At 56.4% G+C, this 15,035-nt stretch carries 12 protein-coding genes and 1 pseudogene; 11 read left to right on the forward strand and 2 right to left on the reverse strand.

Annotated features, from left to right (window positions below):
- The 10 genes and pseudogenes from QZ725_RS06555 to QZ725_RS06600 all read left to right on the forward strand — a co-directional run.
- Window positions 1-474, forward strand: a pseudogene (locus tag QZ725_RS06555) (cation:proton antiporter); the annotation flags it as partial.
- Window positions 471-977 (forward strand): Na+/H+ antiporter subunit E, encoded by a 507-nt coding sequence (locus QZ725_RS06560; RefSeq protein ID WP_293777610.1) that lies wholly within the window; start codon window positions 471-473, stop codon window positions 975-977. The pseudogene QZ725_RS06555 and the gene QZ725_RS06560, both read left to right, overlap by 4 nt.
- Window positions 974-1,252: a K+/H+ antiporter subunit F gene (locus QZ725_RS06565; RefSeq protein ID WP_293777611.1), complete on the forward strand. Its 279-nt coding sequence runs from the start codon at window positions 974-976 to the stop codon at window positions 1,250-1,252. The genes QZ725_RS06560 and QZ725_RS06565 overlap by 4 nt, the downstream gene beginning before the upstream one ends.
- Entirely contained in the window at window positions 1,249-1,629 is a 381-nt protein-coding gene (gene mnhG, locus QZ725_RS06570; RefSeq protein ID WP_293777612.1) for a monovalent cation/H(+) antiporter subunit G, read from the forward strand. The genes QZ725_RS06565 and mnhG overlap by 4 nt, the downstream gene beginning before the upstream one ends.
- A 97-nt stretch (window positions 1,630-1,726) precedes the next feature.
- On the forward strand, window positions 1,727-2,173 hold the full coding sequence (locus tag QZ725_RS06575) for a CopD family protein (RefSeq protein ID WP_293777613.1): 447 nt from the start codon (window positions 1,727-1,729) through the stop codon (window positions 2,171-2,173).
- A gap of 582 nt (window positions 2,174-2,755) precedes the next feature.
- Window positions 2,756-6,139, forward strand: a complete 3,384-nt coding sequence (locus tag QZ725_RS06580) for a DUF748 domain-containing protein (RefSeq protein WP_293777614.1) — start codon at window positions 2,756-2,758, stop codon at window positions 6,137-6,139.
- A gap of 75 nt (window positions 6,140-6,214) precedes the next feature.
- Window positions 6,215-7,303, forward strand: coding sequence for a DUF4062 domain-containing protein (locus QZ725_RS06585; RefSeq protein WP_293777615.1), 1,089 nt, complete (start codon window positions 6,215-6,217; stop codon window positions 7,301-7,303).
- A 96-nt stretch (window positions 7,304-7,399) separates the two neighbouring features.
- A complete protein-coding gene (locus QZ725_RS06590; RefSeq protein ID WP_293777616.1) occupies window positions 7,400-9,742 on the forward strand; it encodes a Tex family protein in 2,343 nt (780 codons plus the stop codon).
- A gap of 108 nt (window positions 9,743-9,850) precedes the next feature.
- On the forward strand, window positions 9,851-10,165 hold the full coding sequence (gene grxD / locus QZ725_RS06595; protein ID WP_293777617.1) for a Grx4 family monothiol glutaredoxin: 315 nt from the start codon (window positions 9,851-9,853) through the stop codon (window positions 10,163-10,165).
- Between the two features lies 1 nt (window position 10,166).
- Entirely contained in the window at window positions 10,167-10,772 is a 606-nt protein-coding gene (locus QZ725_RS06600) for a UbiX family flavin prenyltransferase (protein WP_293777618.1), read from the forward strand.
- A 62-nt stretch (window positions 10,773-10,834) separates the two neighbouring features.
- Here the strand turns inward: QZ725_RS06600 and QZ725_RS06605 are convergent, their stop codons facing one another.
- Entirely contained in the window at window positions 10,835-12,043 is a 1,209-nt protein-coding gene (locus tag QZ725_RS06605; RefSeq protein ID WP_293777619.1) for a cation:proton antiporter, read from the reverse strand.
- Window positions 12,044-12,247: 204 nt separating this feature from the next.
- On the opposite strand from QZ725_RS06605, the gene QZ725_RS06610 reads away from it, so the two are divergent.
- The gene (locus QZ725_RS06610; protein ID WP_293777620.1) at window positions 12,248-12,424 is read left to right on the forward strand and encodes a DUF3606 domain-containing protein; all 177 of its coding nucleotides are present in this window, start codon (window positions 12,248-12,250) and stop codon (window positions 12,422-12,424) included.
- Between the two features lie 84 nt (window positions 12,425-12,508).
- On the opposite strand, the gene QZ725_RS06615 is transcribed toward QZ725_RS06610, so the two are convergent.
- The gene (locus tag QZ725_RS06615; protein ID WP_293777621.1) at window positions 12,509-14,707 is read right to left on the reverse strand and encodes an OsmC domain/YcaO domain-containing protein; all 2,199 of its coding nucleotides are present in this window, start codon (window positions 14,705-14,707) and stop codon (window positions 12,509-12,511) included.
- Between the last annotated feature and the right edge of the window lie 328 nt (window positions 14,708-15,035).

Below are 15,035 nucleotides of genomic sequence, written 5' to 3' on the forward strand. Positions count from 1 at the left end.
GAAACAGCCGGCGTCGGCATCCCCGGCGCACTCGCCTTCTTGGGTCTGGCATTCGGCGGTTGCGCGCTCATCATTGCCGGCCTGCCACCACTGCCCGGCTTCATCGCCAAATTCAGCATGTTCCATGCGCTGCTGAATCCGGACAGCACCGACATCGTGATTACCGCGACGACGTGGACGTTGATGGGCTTGATCGTATTCTCCGGCCTGACTGCCATCATCGCCCTCATGCGCTTTGGCGTGCGGACATTCTGGGCCTCGGGCGCGATTACTGCTCCGAAGCTGCACATCACCGAAGTCGCCTCGATCACCTTGCTGCTGTTGCTGTGCATCGTGCTGACCTTGCGCGCCGGACCGATGTTCGACTATCTGGAACGCACCAGCCACGATCTGCATCGCCCTGCGAACTATGTTGAAAAAGTACGCAGTGCACCGACCGTGCCCGGCGTCATCAAACCGGGAGACCTGCCATGAAGCGCTGGCTGCCTTTTCCGCTGATGTCCGTTGTGTTGCTGCTGTTCTGGCTGCTGCTTAACGAAAGTCTTGCACCGTCCGACATTCTGCTCGGTGCCGCCATTGGCATCGCCGTGCCATTGCTGGTCAAGCCGCTGGTCCCGCTCGGCTACCCCAAGCTGCGACGGCCGCTGACGCTGGTGCGCCTGCTCGGCATGGCGCTGGTCGAAATCGTACGTTCGTGCCTCAACGTGAGCTGGCTTATTCTGTCGAGCAAGCGCGATGGTCTCAATTCGCGTTTCATCACGATCCCGCTCGACATCAAGAATCCTTATGGCATGGCGCTGCTGTCTTGTCTGATCAACTCGACACCTGGCACCGTCTGGGTCGAGATTCTGCCGGACAGCAACGACCTGGCCTTGCACGTATTCGATCTGCACGATGAACAATGGTGGGTCGAGACGATCAAGACGCGCTATGAACAGCCGCTGATCGAAATCTTTGAAGAGGAGACCGCCAAATGATGACCGTGTTGCACATGGCGATCGGCTTTGCCTTTTTCTGCGTGATCGCCGCGATGGTGCTCTGCACGATTCGCCTGCTGATCGGCCCCACCGTGCATGACCGCGTGCTCGCGCTCGACACCTTGTGGATGTGCGCGATGCTGCTGGCGATCATGTTCGGCATCCGCTTCGGCAACCTGATCTATTTCGAGGCAGCAATGCTGGTGGCTCTGCTGGGCTTCGTTTCAACCATTGCGCTGACCAAGTTCATGATGCGCGGGGAGATCATCGAATGATGGAAACCGTCACCCTGCCCCTCTGGGCAATCATCCCGGTATCGATCCTGCTGGTCCTCGGCGGCAGTATCGTGCTGATCGGTGCGCTGGGTCTGCTGCGCCTGCCGAGTTTTTACCAGCGCATTCATGGCCCGGCGATTACCGTTACCCTCGGTGCCGGCTGCCTGCTGATCGCCTCGATGATCTACTTCACGGCACTGCAATCGCGTCCGGTGATTCATGAAATCATCATCACGCTGTTCGTCCTGCTGACCGCGCCTATCGTCGCCATGCTGATCATGCGTGCGGCCGTCTACCGTGATCTGCGTGCGGGCAAGAAAGATGCTGGCGCGTCGGCTGGCGGCATTTACCAGTTCCCGGACGATACCAAAGGATAATCGCGTATTCTGCGTTCGAGGCTTGAACGCATTGCGCCTCCCATAGATCACCACCTCGCATCAGCCCTGCTGGTGCGTTTAATTGCGAGAAAACAGCATGTTGATAGCCAAATTTCTGCACATCCTCGGTTTCACGGTCTGGGTCGGCGGCATGTTCTTCGCCCACAATGCCCTGCGCCCCACGGTCGCCGTCACGCTCGAACCACCGTTGCGCCTGACATTGCTGGCCGGCGTATTCACACGCTTCTTCAAATGGGTGTGGCTATCGGTCGCGCTCATCCTCGGCAGCGGCATCTACATGATGGCGCAAATGGGCAAACCGCCACTGCCAGTAACCGCGATGTTCCTCATCGGCGTCATCATGATGCTGATCTTCGCGCATATCTTCTTCGCCCCCTTCGGTCGTCTGAAACGTGCCGTCGCCGCGCAGGACTGGCCTGCCGGTGGCGCTGCCATGGCAACCATCCGCAAACTGGTCGGCGTCAATCTGATGCTGGGCCTGCTGACCATCCTGATCGGTGGCCTCGGCCCATTGTTTTACTGATTTTCTGCAGCCAAAGCCACGACAAAGACTCAGCCCAGCACTCCGCATCACACTCCCCAAGAAAAAGCGACGACCAATAATTGGCCATCGCTTTTTCTTTTCAAACTCACTGTTCCAGCCTTACAAAACATCTGCCAAGCCCAACGAATCCGCATGTACGCAGCCGCTGATGCCACGTCCATATCGGATCAGAAACGGACGCTGTCTGAGCACGCAGTGTGAGTTTCGCCCGTTTCCCGATTTGGGCGTGACAACAGCGGGAACCCCGAAGGGGCTGCGTACCTGCGGTCGCCTTCTTTTGCTTACTTTTCTTGACGAGACAAGAAAAGTGAGTAGCCGCCGGGCTACCCCCGGCACACCTCTCCGAAGAAACCACCTCTTCACCAACAACGGCCAGCGCCACCGCAGCCAATACCCTGACTCTCCCCCTGAACAACACAACGCGGCACCGACACCAGAATTTTCATTTGTTTGCACAACCGTTGCGCCCCTGCCCCACCCACAGCAAACCGTAACCAAAAGACAATAATTCCTACGCGCCACTGGTAAAATCCCCACACCCTCATCTACCGCCGGTGCGCCATGTCCAGCTCCCCTTCCAGGTTGCAGCAATCTCTTCGCAACTTCACTGGCAAACGTGCGGTACGACGAACCTTCTTCGGCGTGCTCGCCTTCATCGTCCTGATCGGTCTGTTCGGTTTCTTCGCGCTGCCGGGCATCATCAAATCGCAAGCCGAGCAACGCCTAAGCGAAACACTGCATCGCCAAACCACCATCGGCAAGATCGAAGTCAATCCGTACACCATGCATGTGGCGGTACATGACTTCAAGATGCTGGAACCGGCTGGCGATAAAACCTTCGCCTCCTTCGATGCGCTCAACGTCACACTCTCGTTCCAATCGCTGCTGCGCTTCGCGCCCATCGTCAAACAACTTCGCATCGATGCACCCTATGTGCATCTGGTGCACAAGGAAGACGGCACCACCAGCATCGACGACATCGTCACCCTCGCCAACAGCCAGCCGCCTTCTCCCGAGCCGGCACGCTTCTCCTTGTTCAATATCGAAATCGAGAACGGCCAGCTCGAACTCGACGATCAGGCGGCACAAACCTTACACAAGATCAGCGACCTGAAGCTTGGCGTGCCCTTCATTTCCTCGCTGCCCTCGCAAGTCGACGTATTCGTCGAACCGCTGCTGAGCGCGCAGGTCAACGGCACGCCGCTGTTGATCAAGGGCCGCACGCTGCCCTTCGCCGATCCGATGATCGCCACTGTCGATCTGGATGCCGACGATCTCGATCTGACCACCTACCTCAAGTACATTCCCGGCACGCCGCACTTCAAGGTGCCGAGCGTCAAGCTCGATCTGAAACTGGTCGCGCAATTTCAGCAAAAGAAGGATGCTGCACCAGCATTAGTACTGGATGGCGATATCAAACTGAAATCGCTGCAAGTCAATGACAGCCAGGATCGCAGCCTGCTCAAGTTGCCGGAGCTTGCCATCACGCTGAAAGATGCCAAGCTGCTGGATCAGCGCATCGATATCGCACGCCTGTCGCTCGATGGCATGCAGGCCAATGTCGCGCGTGACGCGAATGGCCGCTTTAATTTCGACAATCTTCTGACGCCATCGACAGCAAAATCGGTAAACGCCGCCAAAGCGACGGAAGTCACGCAAACCGCAAAACCGGAAGCGCAACCGGCACAAACCACGCAAGCCGCTGCGCCATCCTCTACAGAAAAACCGGCCACACGCACCATTGCACTCGCCGAACTCAGCATTCGCAATGCCGCTATCCAGTTCGATGACAGCCAGGCAGCGCGCCCGATGCAAGGCGGTGTCGAGAAATTCAATCTGACAGTACACAACACCGTCGTCGATACCGGCAAAAAAACTGTCAGCGTGGATGAAGTCGCATCCGACAGCGCCAATCTCGCCATGCAGCAAGGCAAACCACGCACCGCCGCCAAGCAGGCGAATCCAGCCGCCACTTCAACAAAAACAACCACCACAGCGAATAAGGCAGGCACGCAACAATCCGGCAAGACGGATGCGCCTTACCTCGTCACCATCAATCGCATCGCTATCGACAACTGGAATGCGCGCCTCGAAGACCGAACGCTCGCACGCCCGGCCGTCACCACCATCGCGCCACTGTCGCTGCACATGCAGAATCTATCCACCGCGAATGCCGCACGCGCGCAGCTCGATCTGCAAGCCGCCGTCAATAAATCCGGCAAGCTCGCGGCAAAAGGTACGGTCGGCATGGCACCGCTGCATGCCGATCTGGCGCTCGACTTCAATCAGGTCGACATCATGCAGGCGCAACCTTACTTCACCGATCAGGTCAACATCCTGCTCACGCGCGCCAACGTCTCGGGCAAGGGCAATCTGAAGCTGGATCAGGGCAAGGGTGACCGCATGGTTGGCGGCTTCAAGGGCAACCTGAGTGTGGGCGATCTGGCGACGGTCGATAAGCTGACCACCAACGATTTCCTGCGCTGGAAAACCCTGAACTTCACGGGCATGGATGTGCAGTTCGCGCCATTGGCACTCAACATCGATCAGGTCGCGCTCAATGACTTCTTCGCACGCGTGATCATCGATCCGAATGGCCGCATCAACCTGCAAGATGTGCGCCGCAAACCGGAAGAGGAAAGCAAGAGCGTCACCGAAGCGCAGCCGGTCGTCGAACGCGACAAGAGCCTGAGCGGTACCAACACCGCCACCGCTGTCGTGCCCGGCACGCCCAAACCCGTCAGCGACATCCCGCCCATCAAGATCGGCAAGCTGCTGCTACGTAACGGTCAGGTACGCTTTACCGACAACTTCATCAAACCGAATTACACGGCCAACCTGATGAAATTCGGCGGTGCTGTTTCGGGCTTGTCGTCCGATCCGAACAGCCGCGCCAATGTCGATCTGAAAGGCCTGGTCAACAGCGCACCACTCGCCGTGGCGGGCAATATCAATCCGCTCAAAGGTGATCTGTCGCTGGACGTCAAGGCCGAAGTGCGCGGCATGGAACTCGCCCCGCTCTCGCCCTATTCGGGCCGCTACATCGGCTACGGTATTCAGAAAGGCAAACTCTCGTTCGACGTTGCCTACAAAGTCGAAGACCGCACCCTCACCGCACAGAACCGCCTGATCCTCGAACAACTGACGCTGGGCGACAAGGTCGAAGGTTCAAGCGCGGGCAATCTGCCCGTGAGTTTTGCGCTGGCGCTGCTGCGTGATCGCAATGGCGTCATCGACATCAACCTGCCGATTGGCGGCTCGCTCGACGATCCGCAATTCTCGGTCGGCGGCCTGATCGTCAAAGTCATCGTCAACGTCATCACCAAGGCCGTCACCGCACCATTCGCGCTGATCGGCTCGCTGTTCGGCGGCGGCGAAGAACTCTCGCATCTGGACTTTGACGCCGGCCGCGCCCGCATTCCCGACGGCGGCGAAGACAAGCTCCAATCCATTGCCAAGATGCTGACCGACCGCCCCGCCCTCAAGCTCGAAATTACGGGCCGCGTCGATCCCGAAACAGACCGGGAAGGACTGAAACGCGCATCTATTGATCGCAAGGTGCGCGCAGTCAAACTGAAAGACATGGTCGGCAAAGGCCAGTCCGGCGACACCGATACCGTCACCGTCTCGGCAGAGGAGTATCCGGCGTTGTTGAAACGGGTCTACAAGGATGAAAAATTCAAGAAGCCGCGCAACATGGTCGGCTTGCAAAAAGACATTCCCGTCGCCGAGATGGAAGCACTAATGATTGAGAACACCACCATCAGTGATGATGACCTGACCGCACTTGGCAATCGTCGTGCGCAGAACGTGAAGGACTGGTTGCTCGAACAAGGCAAGGTGGAGGATGCGCGGATCTTTATCCTGGCTACCAAGCGTGATGCGGATAAGGATGCAGAAAGTAAGGATGCGAAAGTGAGTCGAGTAGATTTTTCGTTGCGATAACGACCATACTCCTGGAAATCGCCTCTAGTCTCCTACCTTAAAATCGAGCAACCGTTTCAACATAGAAAGAAAATCATGCTTAAGTATCAGATCTTCGTCAGCTCAACTTATGACGACTTGAAAGACGAGCGAGCGCAGGTAATTAAAGCAATTCTTGAGATGGGACACATCCCGGTTGGGATGGAGATGTTCAGTGCAGCCGATGAAGAGCAGTGGAAAATCATTGCGCGTCAAATTGATGAAACCGACTATTACGTGCTGATTGCAGGACATCGTTATGGCTCGGTTACCGGGGGTGTTAGTTACACAGAAAAAGAATATGACTATGCAATTTCCAAAAACATTCCAGTTCTTGGCTTTATTGTTGACTCGTCAGTTGAACCGCTAGCAAAAAACACTGAGAAAGAAGATGAGAAAATTGCTGCGCTATTAGCTTTCAAGAATAAGGTCAAACAACGACCCGTGGGTTTCTGGAAGAGCGCCGATGATCTGCATGGCAAAGTCTCAATAGCGTTAATGAAAGCCTTCAATACAACCCCAAGAGTAGGCTGGAGTAGATCAAATACAATCTCTGGCCCAGAAGTAACACAAGAATTATCACGATTGTCTAAAGAGAACGCCGAGCTGCGTTTGCAGCTTGAAGTCGCGCATAATCAAGAAGCAATAGATCGAAAAAGCCATCTGCAACAACGCATTAGAACACTCAAAGCCATTCCCAAGATGCTTTATCTGAGAGAGCGTGGAAAGTCTGATTGGGACATCGAAGTAGAAACAACTTTATTCAAGGTTTTTTCTCAACTTGCACCAGAGATGATGATTGAAATATCCACAAGCGGCGCATCAACTTATCTAGCGTTAATGAACAAACCAGATTCGAATATGGAGATGTCTACTAAAGCCCCTCTCGCAATAAATCATATGAAACTGTTTTTTGCTGATCTTGCCAGTTTTGATTTGGTTGAACCGAGTAAGAAAAAGCACGCCGTTTCAGACAATGAATCCTATTGGTCGCTTACCAACGAAGGAACGGAACTCCTTAAACTTGATCGCGTTACACGCTTGGAAATTGCTGCTGCTCAGGCTATTAAAATCGAAGAAACAGCTCTCACATCCGAACCATCAGTAAAGCCTGTAGCAAAGAAATCAACAAGGAAAACTGCATAAGACCTACCCGTTATATTTTCACCATCTTGTCAAGACTGACACTCCCCGCCTGATTTGCGTATCATCTAGCGCTTCGTTTCATCACCGGAAGTTGTCATGTTGCCCTCCATCGAACAACGCCTGGCTGCCGAACTGGCGGCCAGGCCTGCGCAAGTCCAAGCTGCCGTCGCTCTGCTCGACGAAGGTGCCACCGTTCCCTTTATTGCGCGTTACCGCAAGGAAGTAACCGGCGGTCTCGACGATACGCAGTTGCGCCTGCTGGAAGAGCGCCTGCGCTATCTGCGCGAACTGGAAGACCGTCGCGCGGCGATCATTGCGTCCATCAACGAACAGAACAAGATGACGCCAGAGCTGCTGGATGCGATTACGCATGCGGAAGACAAGACGCGTCTGGAAGACTTGTATTTGCCTTACAAACCCAAGCGCCGCACCAAGGCGCAGATCGCTGCCGAAGCGGGCCTGACCGCACTGGCCGATGCGCTGCTGGCAAACCCTGCACTGAATCCCGAAGAAGAAGCGGCCAAATATCTGAAACCTGCCTTCAAGGTCGACGATGTGGAGAATCCGGGCGTGCCGGATACCAAGGCGGCGCTCGACGGCGCGCGCCAGATTCTGATGGAGCGTTTTGCCGAAGATGCGGAACTGCTGCAGACGCTGCGCGAATACTTGAATGAGCATGGCATCGTCGAATCGAAAGTGGCCGATGGCAAGCAGGATGCCGGTGCCAAGTTTGCCGATTACTTCGATTACTCGGAAACGCTGTCCACGATTCCCTCACACCGCGCACTCGCGCTGTTCCGTGGTCGCCGCGAAGAGATGCTGAACGTGAACCTGCGTCTCGATACCGAAGAAGAAAAACCGAAGTGGGATGCCCCGCATAACCCATGCGAAGGCCGCATCGCTTCGCGCTTCGGCATCAGCAATCAGGGCCGCCCTGCCGACAAATGGCTGGCCGATACCGTGCGCTGGACGTGGCGAGTGAAGGTCTTCATGCATCTGGAAACGGAATTGATGACGGCTTTGCGTGAGAAGGCGGAAGTCGAAGCGATCAACGTCTTTGCCCGCAACCTGAAAGATTTGCTGCTGGCTGCACCTGCCGGCCCGCGCGCCACGATGGGCCTCGATCCGGGCTTACGTACGGGCGTGAAAGTCGCCGTGGTCGATGCAACCGGCAAGGTCGTCGATACGGCCACCATTTATCCGCACGAACCACGCCGCGACTGGGATGGCTCGCTGCATACGCTGGCGCTACTGGCTGCCAAGCACAACGTCGCGCTGATCTCCATCGGCAACGGCACCGCTTCGCGCGAAACCGACAAGCTGGCGCAGGACTTGATCAAGCAATGCCCGGAACTCAAGCTGACGAAGATCGTCGTGTCTGAAGCCGGCGCATCGGTTTATTCGGCCTCGGAATTCGCCTCACGCGAATTGCCTGATCTGGACGTTTCGATTCGCGGTGCCGTCTCGATTGCGCGCCGCCTGCAAGACCCGCTGGCCGAACTCGTAAAGATCGATCCGAAATCGATCGGTGTCGGCCAGTACCAGCACGATGTCGGCCAGTCGCAACTGGCGCGTTCGCTGGATGCCGTGGTCGAGGACTGCGTGAACGCGGTTGGCGTCGATGTGAACACGGCTTCTGCGCCGCTGCTGGCGCGCGTGTCCGGCCTCAATAACAGCGTGGCGCAAAGCATCGTCAGCTATCGCGACATGAAGGGCATGTTTGCCTCGCGCGCCGATCTGATGTCGGTGCCGCGCTTGGGCGAGAAAACCTTCGAGCAGGCAGCCGGCTTTCTGCGTGTGATGAATGGTGCGAATCCGCTGGATGCGTCTGCCGTTCACCCGGAATCGTATCCGTTGGTCGAGAAAATCCTGTCCGATATCAGCAAGGATGTGAAAGGCATCATCGGCGACAGCAAGTTGCTGAAGTCGCTGAACCCGGCCAAGTACGCTGACGACAAGTTCGGCGTGCCGACCGTGACCGACATCATCAAGGAACTGGAAAAACCGGGCCGTGATCCACGTCCCGAGTTCACGACTGCGACTTTCAAGGAAGGCGTGGAAGAAATTCGCGACCTGCGGCCCGACATGATCCTCGAAGGCGTGGTCACCAACGTCGCGGCCTTCGGCGCCTTTGTCGATATCGGCGTGCATCAGGATGGCCTTGTGCACATCTCGGCGCTGTCCAACACCTTCGTGAAAGACCCGCACACGGTCGTCAAGGCCGGTCAGGTCGTGAAGGTGAAAGTGCTGGAAGTGGACGAGAAGCGCAAACGCATTGCGCTGACGATGCGCTTGTCCGACAGCGCGCCGCAGCCGGGATCGCAACCCCAGCAACGCAGTGACCGCAACGACCGCAGCCGCATGGCGCAGCACCACCAATCCCGCCAGCCCGAAGCGGCCGGCGCGATGGCCGCCGCCTTTGCAAAATTGAAAGGTTGAAGCAAAACGCAGCCATTTCGGCATGCGCAGGCGGATTTTTCTATAATGGCGGCAATCATTCCTCGTAATGACCCGACGCTGTATTCACCCAACACTTAGAGGCAACAAATGAGCGACGACGTACAAAACTGGATCAAGCAGACCGTCACCGAACACCCGGTCGTGCTGTTCATGAAAGGCACCGCCCAATTCCCGCAGTGCGGTTTCTCAGGCAAGGCCATCCACATCCTGAAGGAAAGCGGTGTGACCGACCTGATCACCGTGAACGTGCTGGACGACGATGAAGTACGTCAGGGCATCAAGGAATACTCGAACTGGCCAACCGTGCCGCAGTTGTACGTGAAGGGCGAGTTCATTGGTGGTTCGGACATCATGACCGAGATGTTCGAATCCGGCGAACTGGCAACCCTGCTGAAAGCCTGATGTGACAACACACGGCACCGCTGGCAAGACCCGGTTGATCGTCGCGATCACCGGCGCCACGGGTGCCGTGTATGGCGTGCGCCTGTTGCAGGCGCTACGCACACTCGGCACGGTGGAAACCCACCTGCTGATTTCCGAAGCAGGTGTACTGAACCTGCATCAGGAACTTGACCTCAATCGCCGCGATGTTGAAGCCATGGCCGATGTCGTGCATAACGTGCGCGACGTAGGCGCCTCGATTGCGAGCGGTTCGTTTCAGTCTGACGGCATGGTCGTCGCACCGTGCTCGATGAAGACACTGGCCGCAATTGCACATGGCCTGTCCGACAATCTCATTACCCGTGCTGCCGATGTGGTGCTCAAGGAACGCCGCCGCCTTGTGCTGATGGTGCGCGAAACGCCCTTCAACCTCGCGCATCTGCGCAACATGACCGCCGTGACCGAAATGGGCGGCATCATCTTCCCGCCGCTACCCGGCTTCTACCATCGCCCTGCGTCGATTGACGAGATGATCGACCACACCGTGGGACGCGTGCTGGATCTGTTTTCCTTGTCGCATACGCTGACGCCGCGCTGGCAGGGTATGAAATCTTCTGGCAGCGCATAGAACTGCTCGCTGCAACAAAAAAGCCTGCATCGCGCAGGCTTTTTTGTTGATGGGCGGAATGATCAGCTCGATCGCTGGATAAGCGATCGCAACTTCTGCAACTTAGGATAAACCATCGGCACGGTAAGCATCGTGCTGCCAATCGCCATCAGCAGCAAGGCGGTAAAGGTTTCACTCGTGATGATGTGCTTGTCGAGCAGGATATTGACGAAGATGATCATGATCAGCGCCTTGGTTTGCAGCAGCCAGCCGATGATCGACGCTTCGCCTTTTTCCCACTTGAGGATGCGGCCAGCCAGATGAATGCCGGCCAGCTTGCCCGAAACGGATGCAACCAGCAAAACGGCGGCAGCGGCAAACACCATCGCCCCACCGACATCCCAATTGGTGCGCAAGCCAGTACTGAGGAAGAACACCGGCATGATGACCATGAGGACGTGATGACGCATCATGTCCATCTTTTCCTGATCGAACCATTCGGCATCCATGACCGCGCCGGCAAGGAAGGCGCCGACCATGTAATGCAGGCCGGCCCAGTCTGCCGCCAGGCCACATGCGGCGAGCCAGATCAATGCCACATACCAGCGATCACGCTCCTGCAGGCGGCGCATCAACTTGCGGAAGAGGTACGTCGCCACAATGAAGACAAACAGGAAGGCAACCTGACGACCGACACGCGTCCAGTCCAGCAGAATGATTGCCAGCACGCCCCAGATGGCAATGTCATCCAGACTGGCATAGCGCAAGATGCGCTGACCGATCGGCTGGCGCAATACGTCCAGCTTTTCCATCAACAGGATCAGAATCGGTAATGCCGTCACGGCACATGCCATGCCGACGCCCAGCACGAACTGCCAGGTTTGCGCCTGCGACCCCATCCAGCCGTTGAACATCAGCATGCCGGCAGCGGCAACGCAACCAAACAGCAAAGGGCTGCCAAGTGCGAGGCCCGCCGTGATGCAACTTTCACGGCGATGTTCCCACGCCTTGCGCAAATCGAGCTCCACGCCGGCAATCATCACGAACAACATGACTGCCCACCAAGCGATCCCGTTGAGCGACTGGATGACGGCAGGTGTGAAAACAAATTGGTAGTACTCTGGATAAGCCGAGCCCATGACACCGGGCCCGAGCAAAATACCGGCGATGATCTGTACCACCACCAGCGGCGCGTAGTAGTCGGTACGAAAAACACGCCAGATGAGGTAGGGAACGCTGAAGATCAGCACCATGGCAATCAGGAACAATTCAGTCGTACTAATGGCGTGCATGGGATTGGCTCTTGACGGTAAAAATGACTGGCAAATTCGCAATCGCGCGAGTTTGGCACAACTCCTGCTCGCTGCCTATCTCCATCTGGTTAGCGTGGGCACGAACCAGCCATGGACATGCAATTCCCCTCCTTTTGTGGGATTTCGAACGGAAGCGGGCATGGACATCAAGGTAAGGTAAGCCAAAATCTTGAGGAGAATGCCATGCTCCACGACACTTTTTACTACGAGCCCGCCGAGCAATTGCCCGTTACCAGCAATGACGACTGGGAACGCCAGTACTGGAATGCCAAATTTGGCTGCACTCCAGAACACCTGCGCCGCGCGATGGCGGCGACCGGCGCATCGCCTGAAGAGGTGTGCGCGTATCTGCAAGGCTGATATTCCAGCCGTCCAACAAAAAACCCGATCCAAGGATCGGGCTTTTTATTAAGACATTCGCCTTGCGCATCGCGCCCACTACACTCAAACTCTCGCGGCTTTGGCGCGCGCGGCATGCAGCTTGCGATAGCTGTTGAGCAAACGCTGGTGCCGGTCCAGCCCTTCCAGATTCATGCCAACCGGCACAAGTCCGTAAAAACGCACACTGCCGTCTACCGAACCCAGCACGGCATCCATGCGCGCGTTGCCAAACATGCGGCGGAAGTTGACGACGTAATCGTCCAATGCCATCTCGTCATCGAGCACCACTTCGAGCACGACATTCATGGCCTGATAGAAAAGCCCGCGTTCGACGCTGTTGTCGTTGTATTGCAGGAAGGCGCCCACCAGTTCGTGTGCTTCCTCGAATTTCTGCAGGGCGAGATTGATCAGCAGCTTCAACTCCAGCACCGTCAACTGCCCCCATTCGGTATTCTCGTCAAACTCGATGCCGATCAGCGTGGCGATATCGCCGTACTCATCAAGCTCGTTGTTTTCCAGACGATCCAGCAATGCTTCCAGCGCGTCGTCGTCCAGGCCATGCAGGTTCAGAATATCTTCACGGAACAGCAGCGATTTGTTTGTGTTGTCCCAGACAAGATCTTCGACGGGATAGACCTCCGAATAGCCGGGCACGAGAATACGACACGCCGTTGCCCCCAACTGGTCATACACCGCGGTGTAGACCTCCTTACCCATTTCTCCAAGAATGCCGATCAATGTCGCCGCTTCATCGACATTGGAATTGGCGCCCTCACCAGAAAAGTCCCACTCGACGAAGTCGTAATCGGATTTGGCGCTGAAGAAGCGCCACGACACCACGCCACTCGAATCGATGAAGTGCTCGACAAAATTGTAGGGCTCCGTCACCGCCTCGCTGGCGAAGGTGGGACGTGGCAAATCGTTCAAGCCTTCAAAACTGCGCCCCTGCATCAATTCGGTCAGGCTGCGTTCCAGTGCCACCTCGAAACTCGGATGCGCGCCAAACGAGGCAAACACGCCACCGGTACGCGGATTCATCAGGGTGACGCACATGACGGGATAGACGCCGCCCAACGATGCATCCTTCACCAGCACGGGAAAGCCTTGCTCTTCCAGCCCCTTGATACCAGCCACGATGCGCGGATATTTCGCCAGCACGTCCTGCGGCACATCCGGCAAGGCGATTTCACCTTCGAGAATTTCCCGCTTGACCGCACGCTCGAAAATCTCGGAGAGACACTGTACTTGCGCTTCAGCCAGCGTATTGCCGGCGCTCATGCCGTTACTGGCATAGAGGTTTTCGATCAGGTTGGAGGGGAAGTACACGGTCTCGCCATCCGACTGGCGCGTGAAGGGCAACGAGCAGATGCCGCGCGCCACATTGCCGGAATTGGTATCGATCAGATGCGAACCACGCAATTCACCATCAGGGTTGTAGATCGGGCGCGTATAGTCATCGAGAATTTCCTTCGGCAATGCATCCTTGCGGCCCGGCTTGAACCAGCGCTCGTTCGGGTAATGCACGAATTCGGCATTGGCAATTTCCTCGCCCCAGTAGGCACCGGCATAGAAGTGATTGTTGCTGATGCGCTCGATGTACTCGCCAAGGGCAGACGCCAAGGCGCTTTCCTTGGTTGCACCCTTGCCGTTGGTGAAGCACATGGGCGAATGCGCATCGCGAATATGCAGCGACCAGACATTCGGCACGATATTGCGCCACGACGCGATCTCGATCTTGATGCCCAGTCCGGCCAACAGACTCGACATATTCGCAATGGTTTGCTCCAGTGGCAAATCCTTGCCCGTGATGTAGGTACTGGCATCCGCAGCCGGCGTCAGGGTGAGCAACGCTTGCGCATCCGCATCCAGATTCGCTACTTCTTCAATGACGAATTCCGGCCCGGCCTGCACCACTTTCTTGACGGTACAACGCTCAATGGAGCGCAAGATGCCACGACGATCGGCATCGGAAATATCTTCCGGTAATTCGACCTGAATCTTGAAGATCTGCTGATAACGGTCTTCAGGATCGACGATGTTGTTTTGCGACAGGCGAATGTTCTCGGTGGGGATGTTGCGCGTGTTGCAGTACAGCTTCACGAAGTACGCGGCACACAGCGCGGACGACGCCAGAAAATAATCGAACGGGCCCGGTGCCGAGCCATCGCCCTTGTAACGAATGGGCTGATCGGCAATGACCGTGAAGTCATCGAACTTGGCTTCGAGGCGAAGCTTGTCGAGAAAGTTGACTTTGATTTCCATGAAGAATTTCCAAAAATGCTGCGCAAGCTAATTTAGCGATGACGCGATACATGATCCGCCGGCATGGCAGCACAAAACAACGAGGGAGCAATACGGCAATAACCGGTGGTCGATAATGAAGGAATAAAAACCTTGGAAATGTCGAGCAAGAAACCTCGCTTCAGAAATCCGTCATTGACGTCTTTCACGGCGTGCAAGTGCACTATTAGGCAAGCCTTAAGCCCATTTGCCCACCTTGCAAGCGAGACATGTATTCGCCACCAACTATCCCTGAATCTTCGGGTATCGCAACCGCAGCCGCGATTGTCTCATGTCTATAGGATGCAAA

Origin of the sequence: uncultured Oxalicibacterium sp. (genome assembly GCF_913776015.1) — a bacterium.
Taxonomy (GTDB): Bacteria; Pseudomonadota; Gammaproteobacteria; order Burkholderiales; family Burkholderiaceae_D; genus Oxalicibacterium.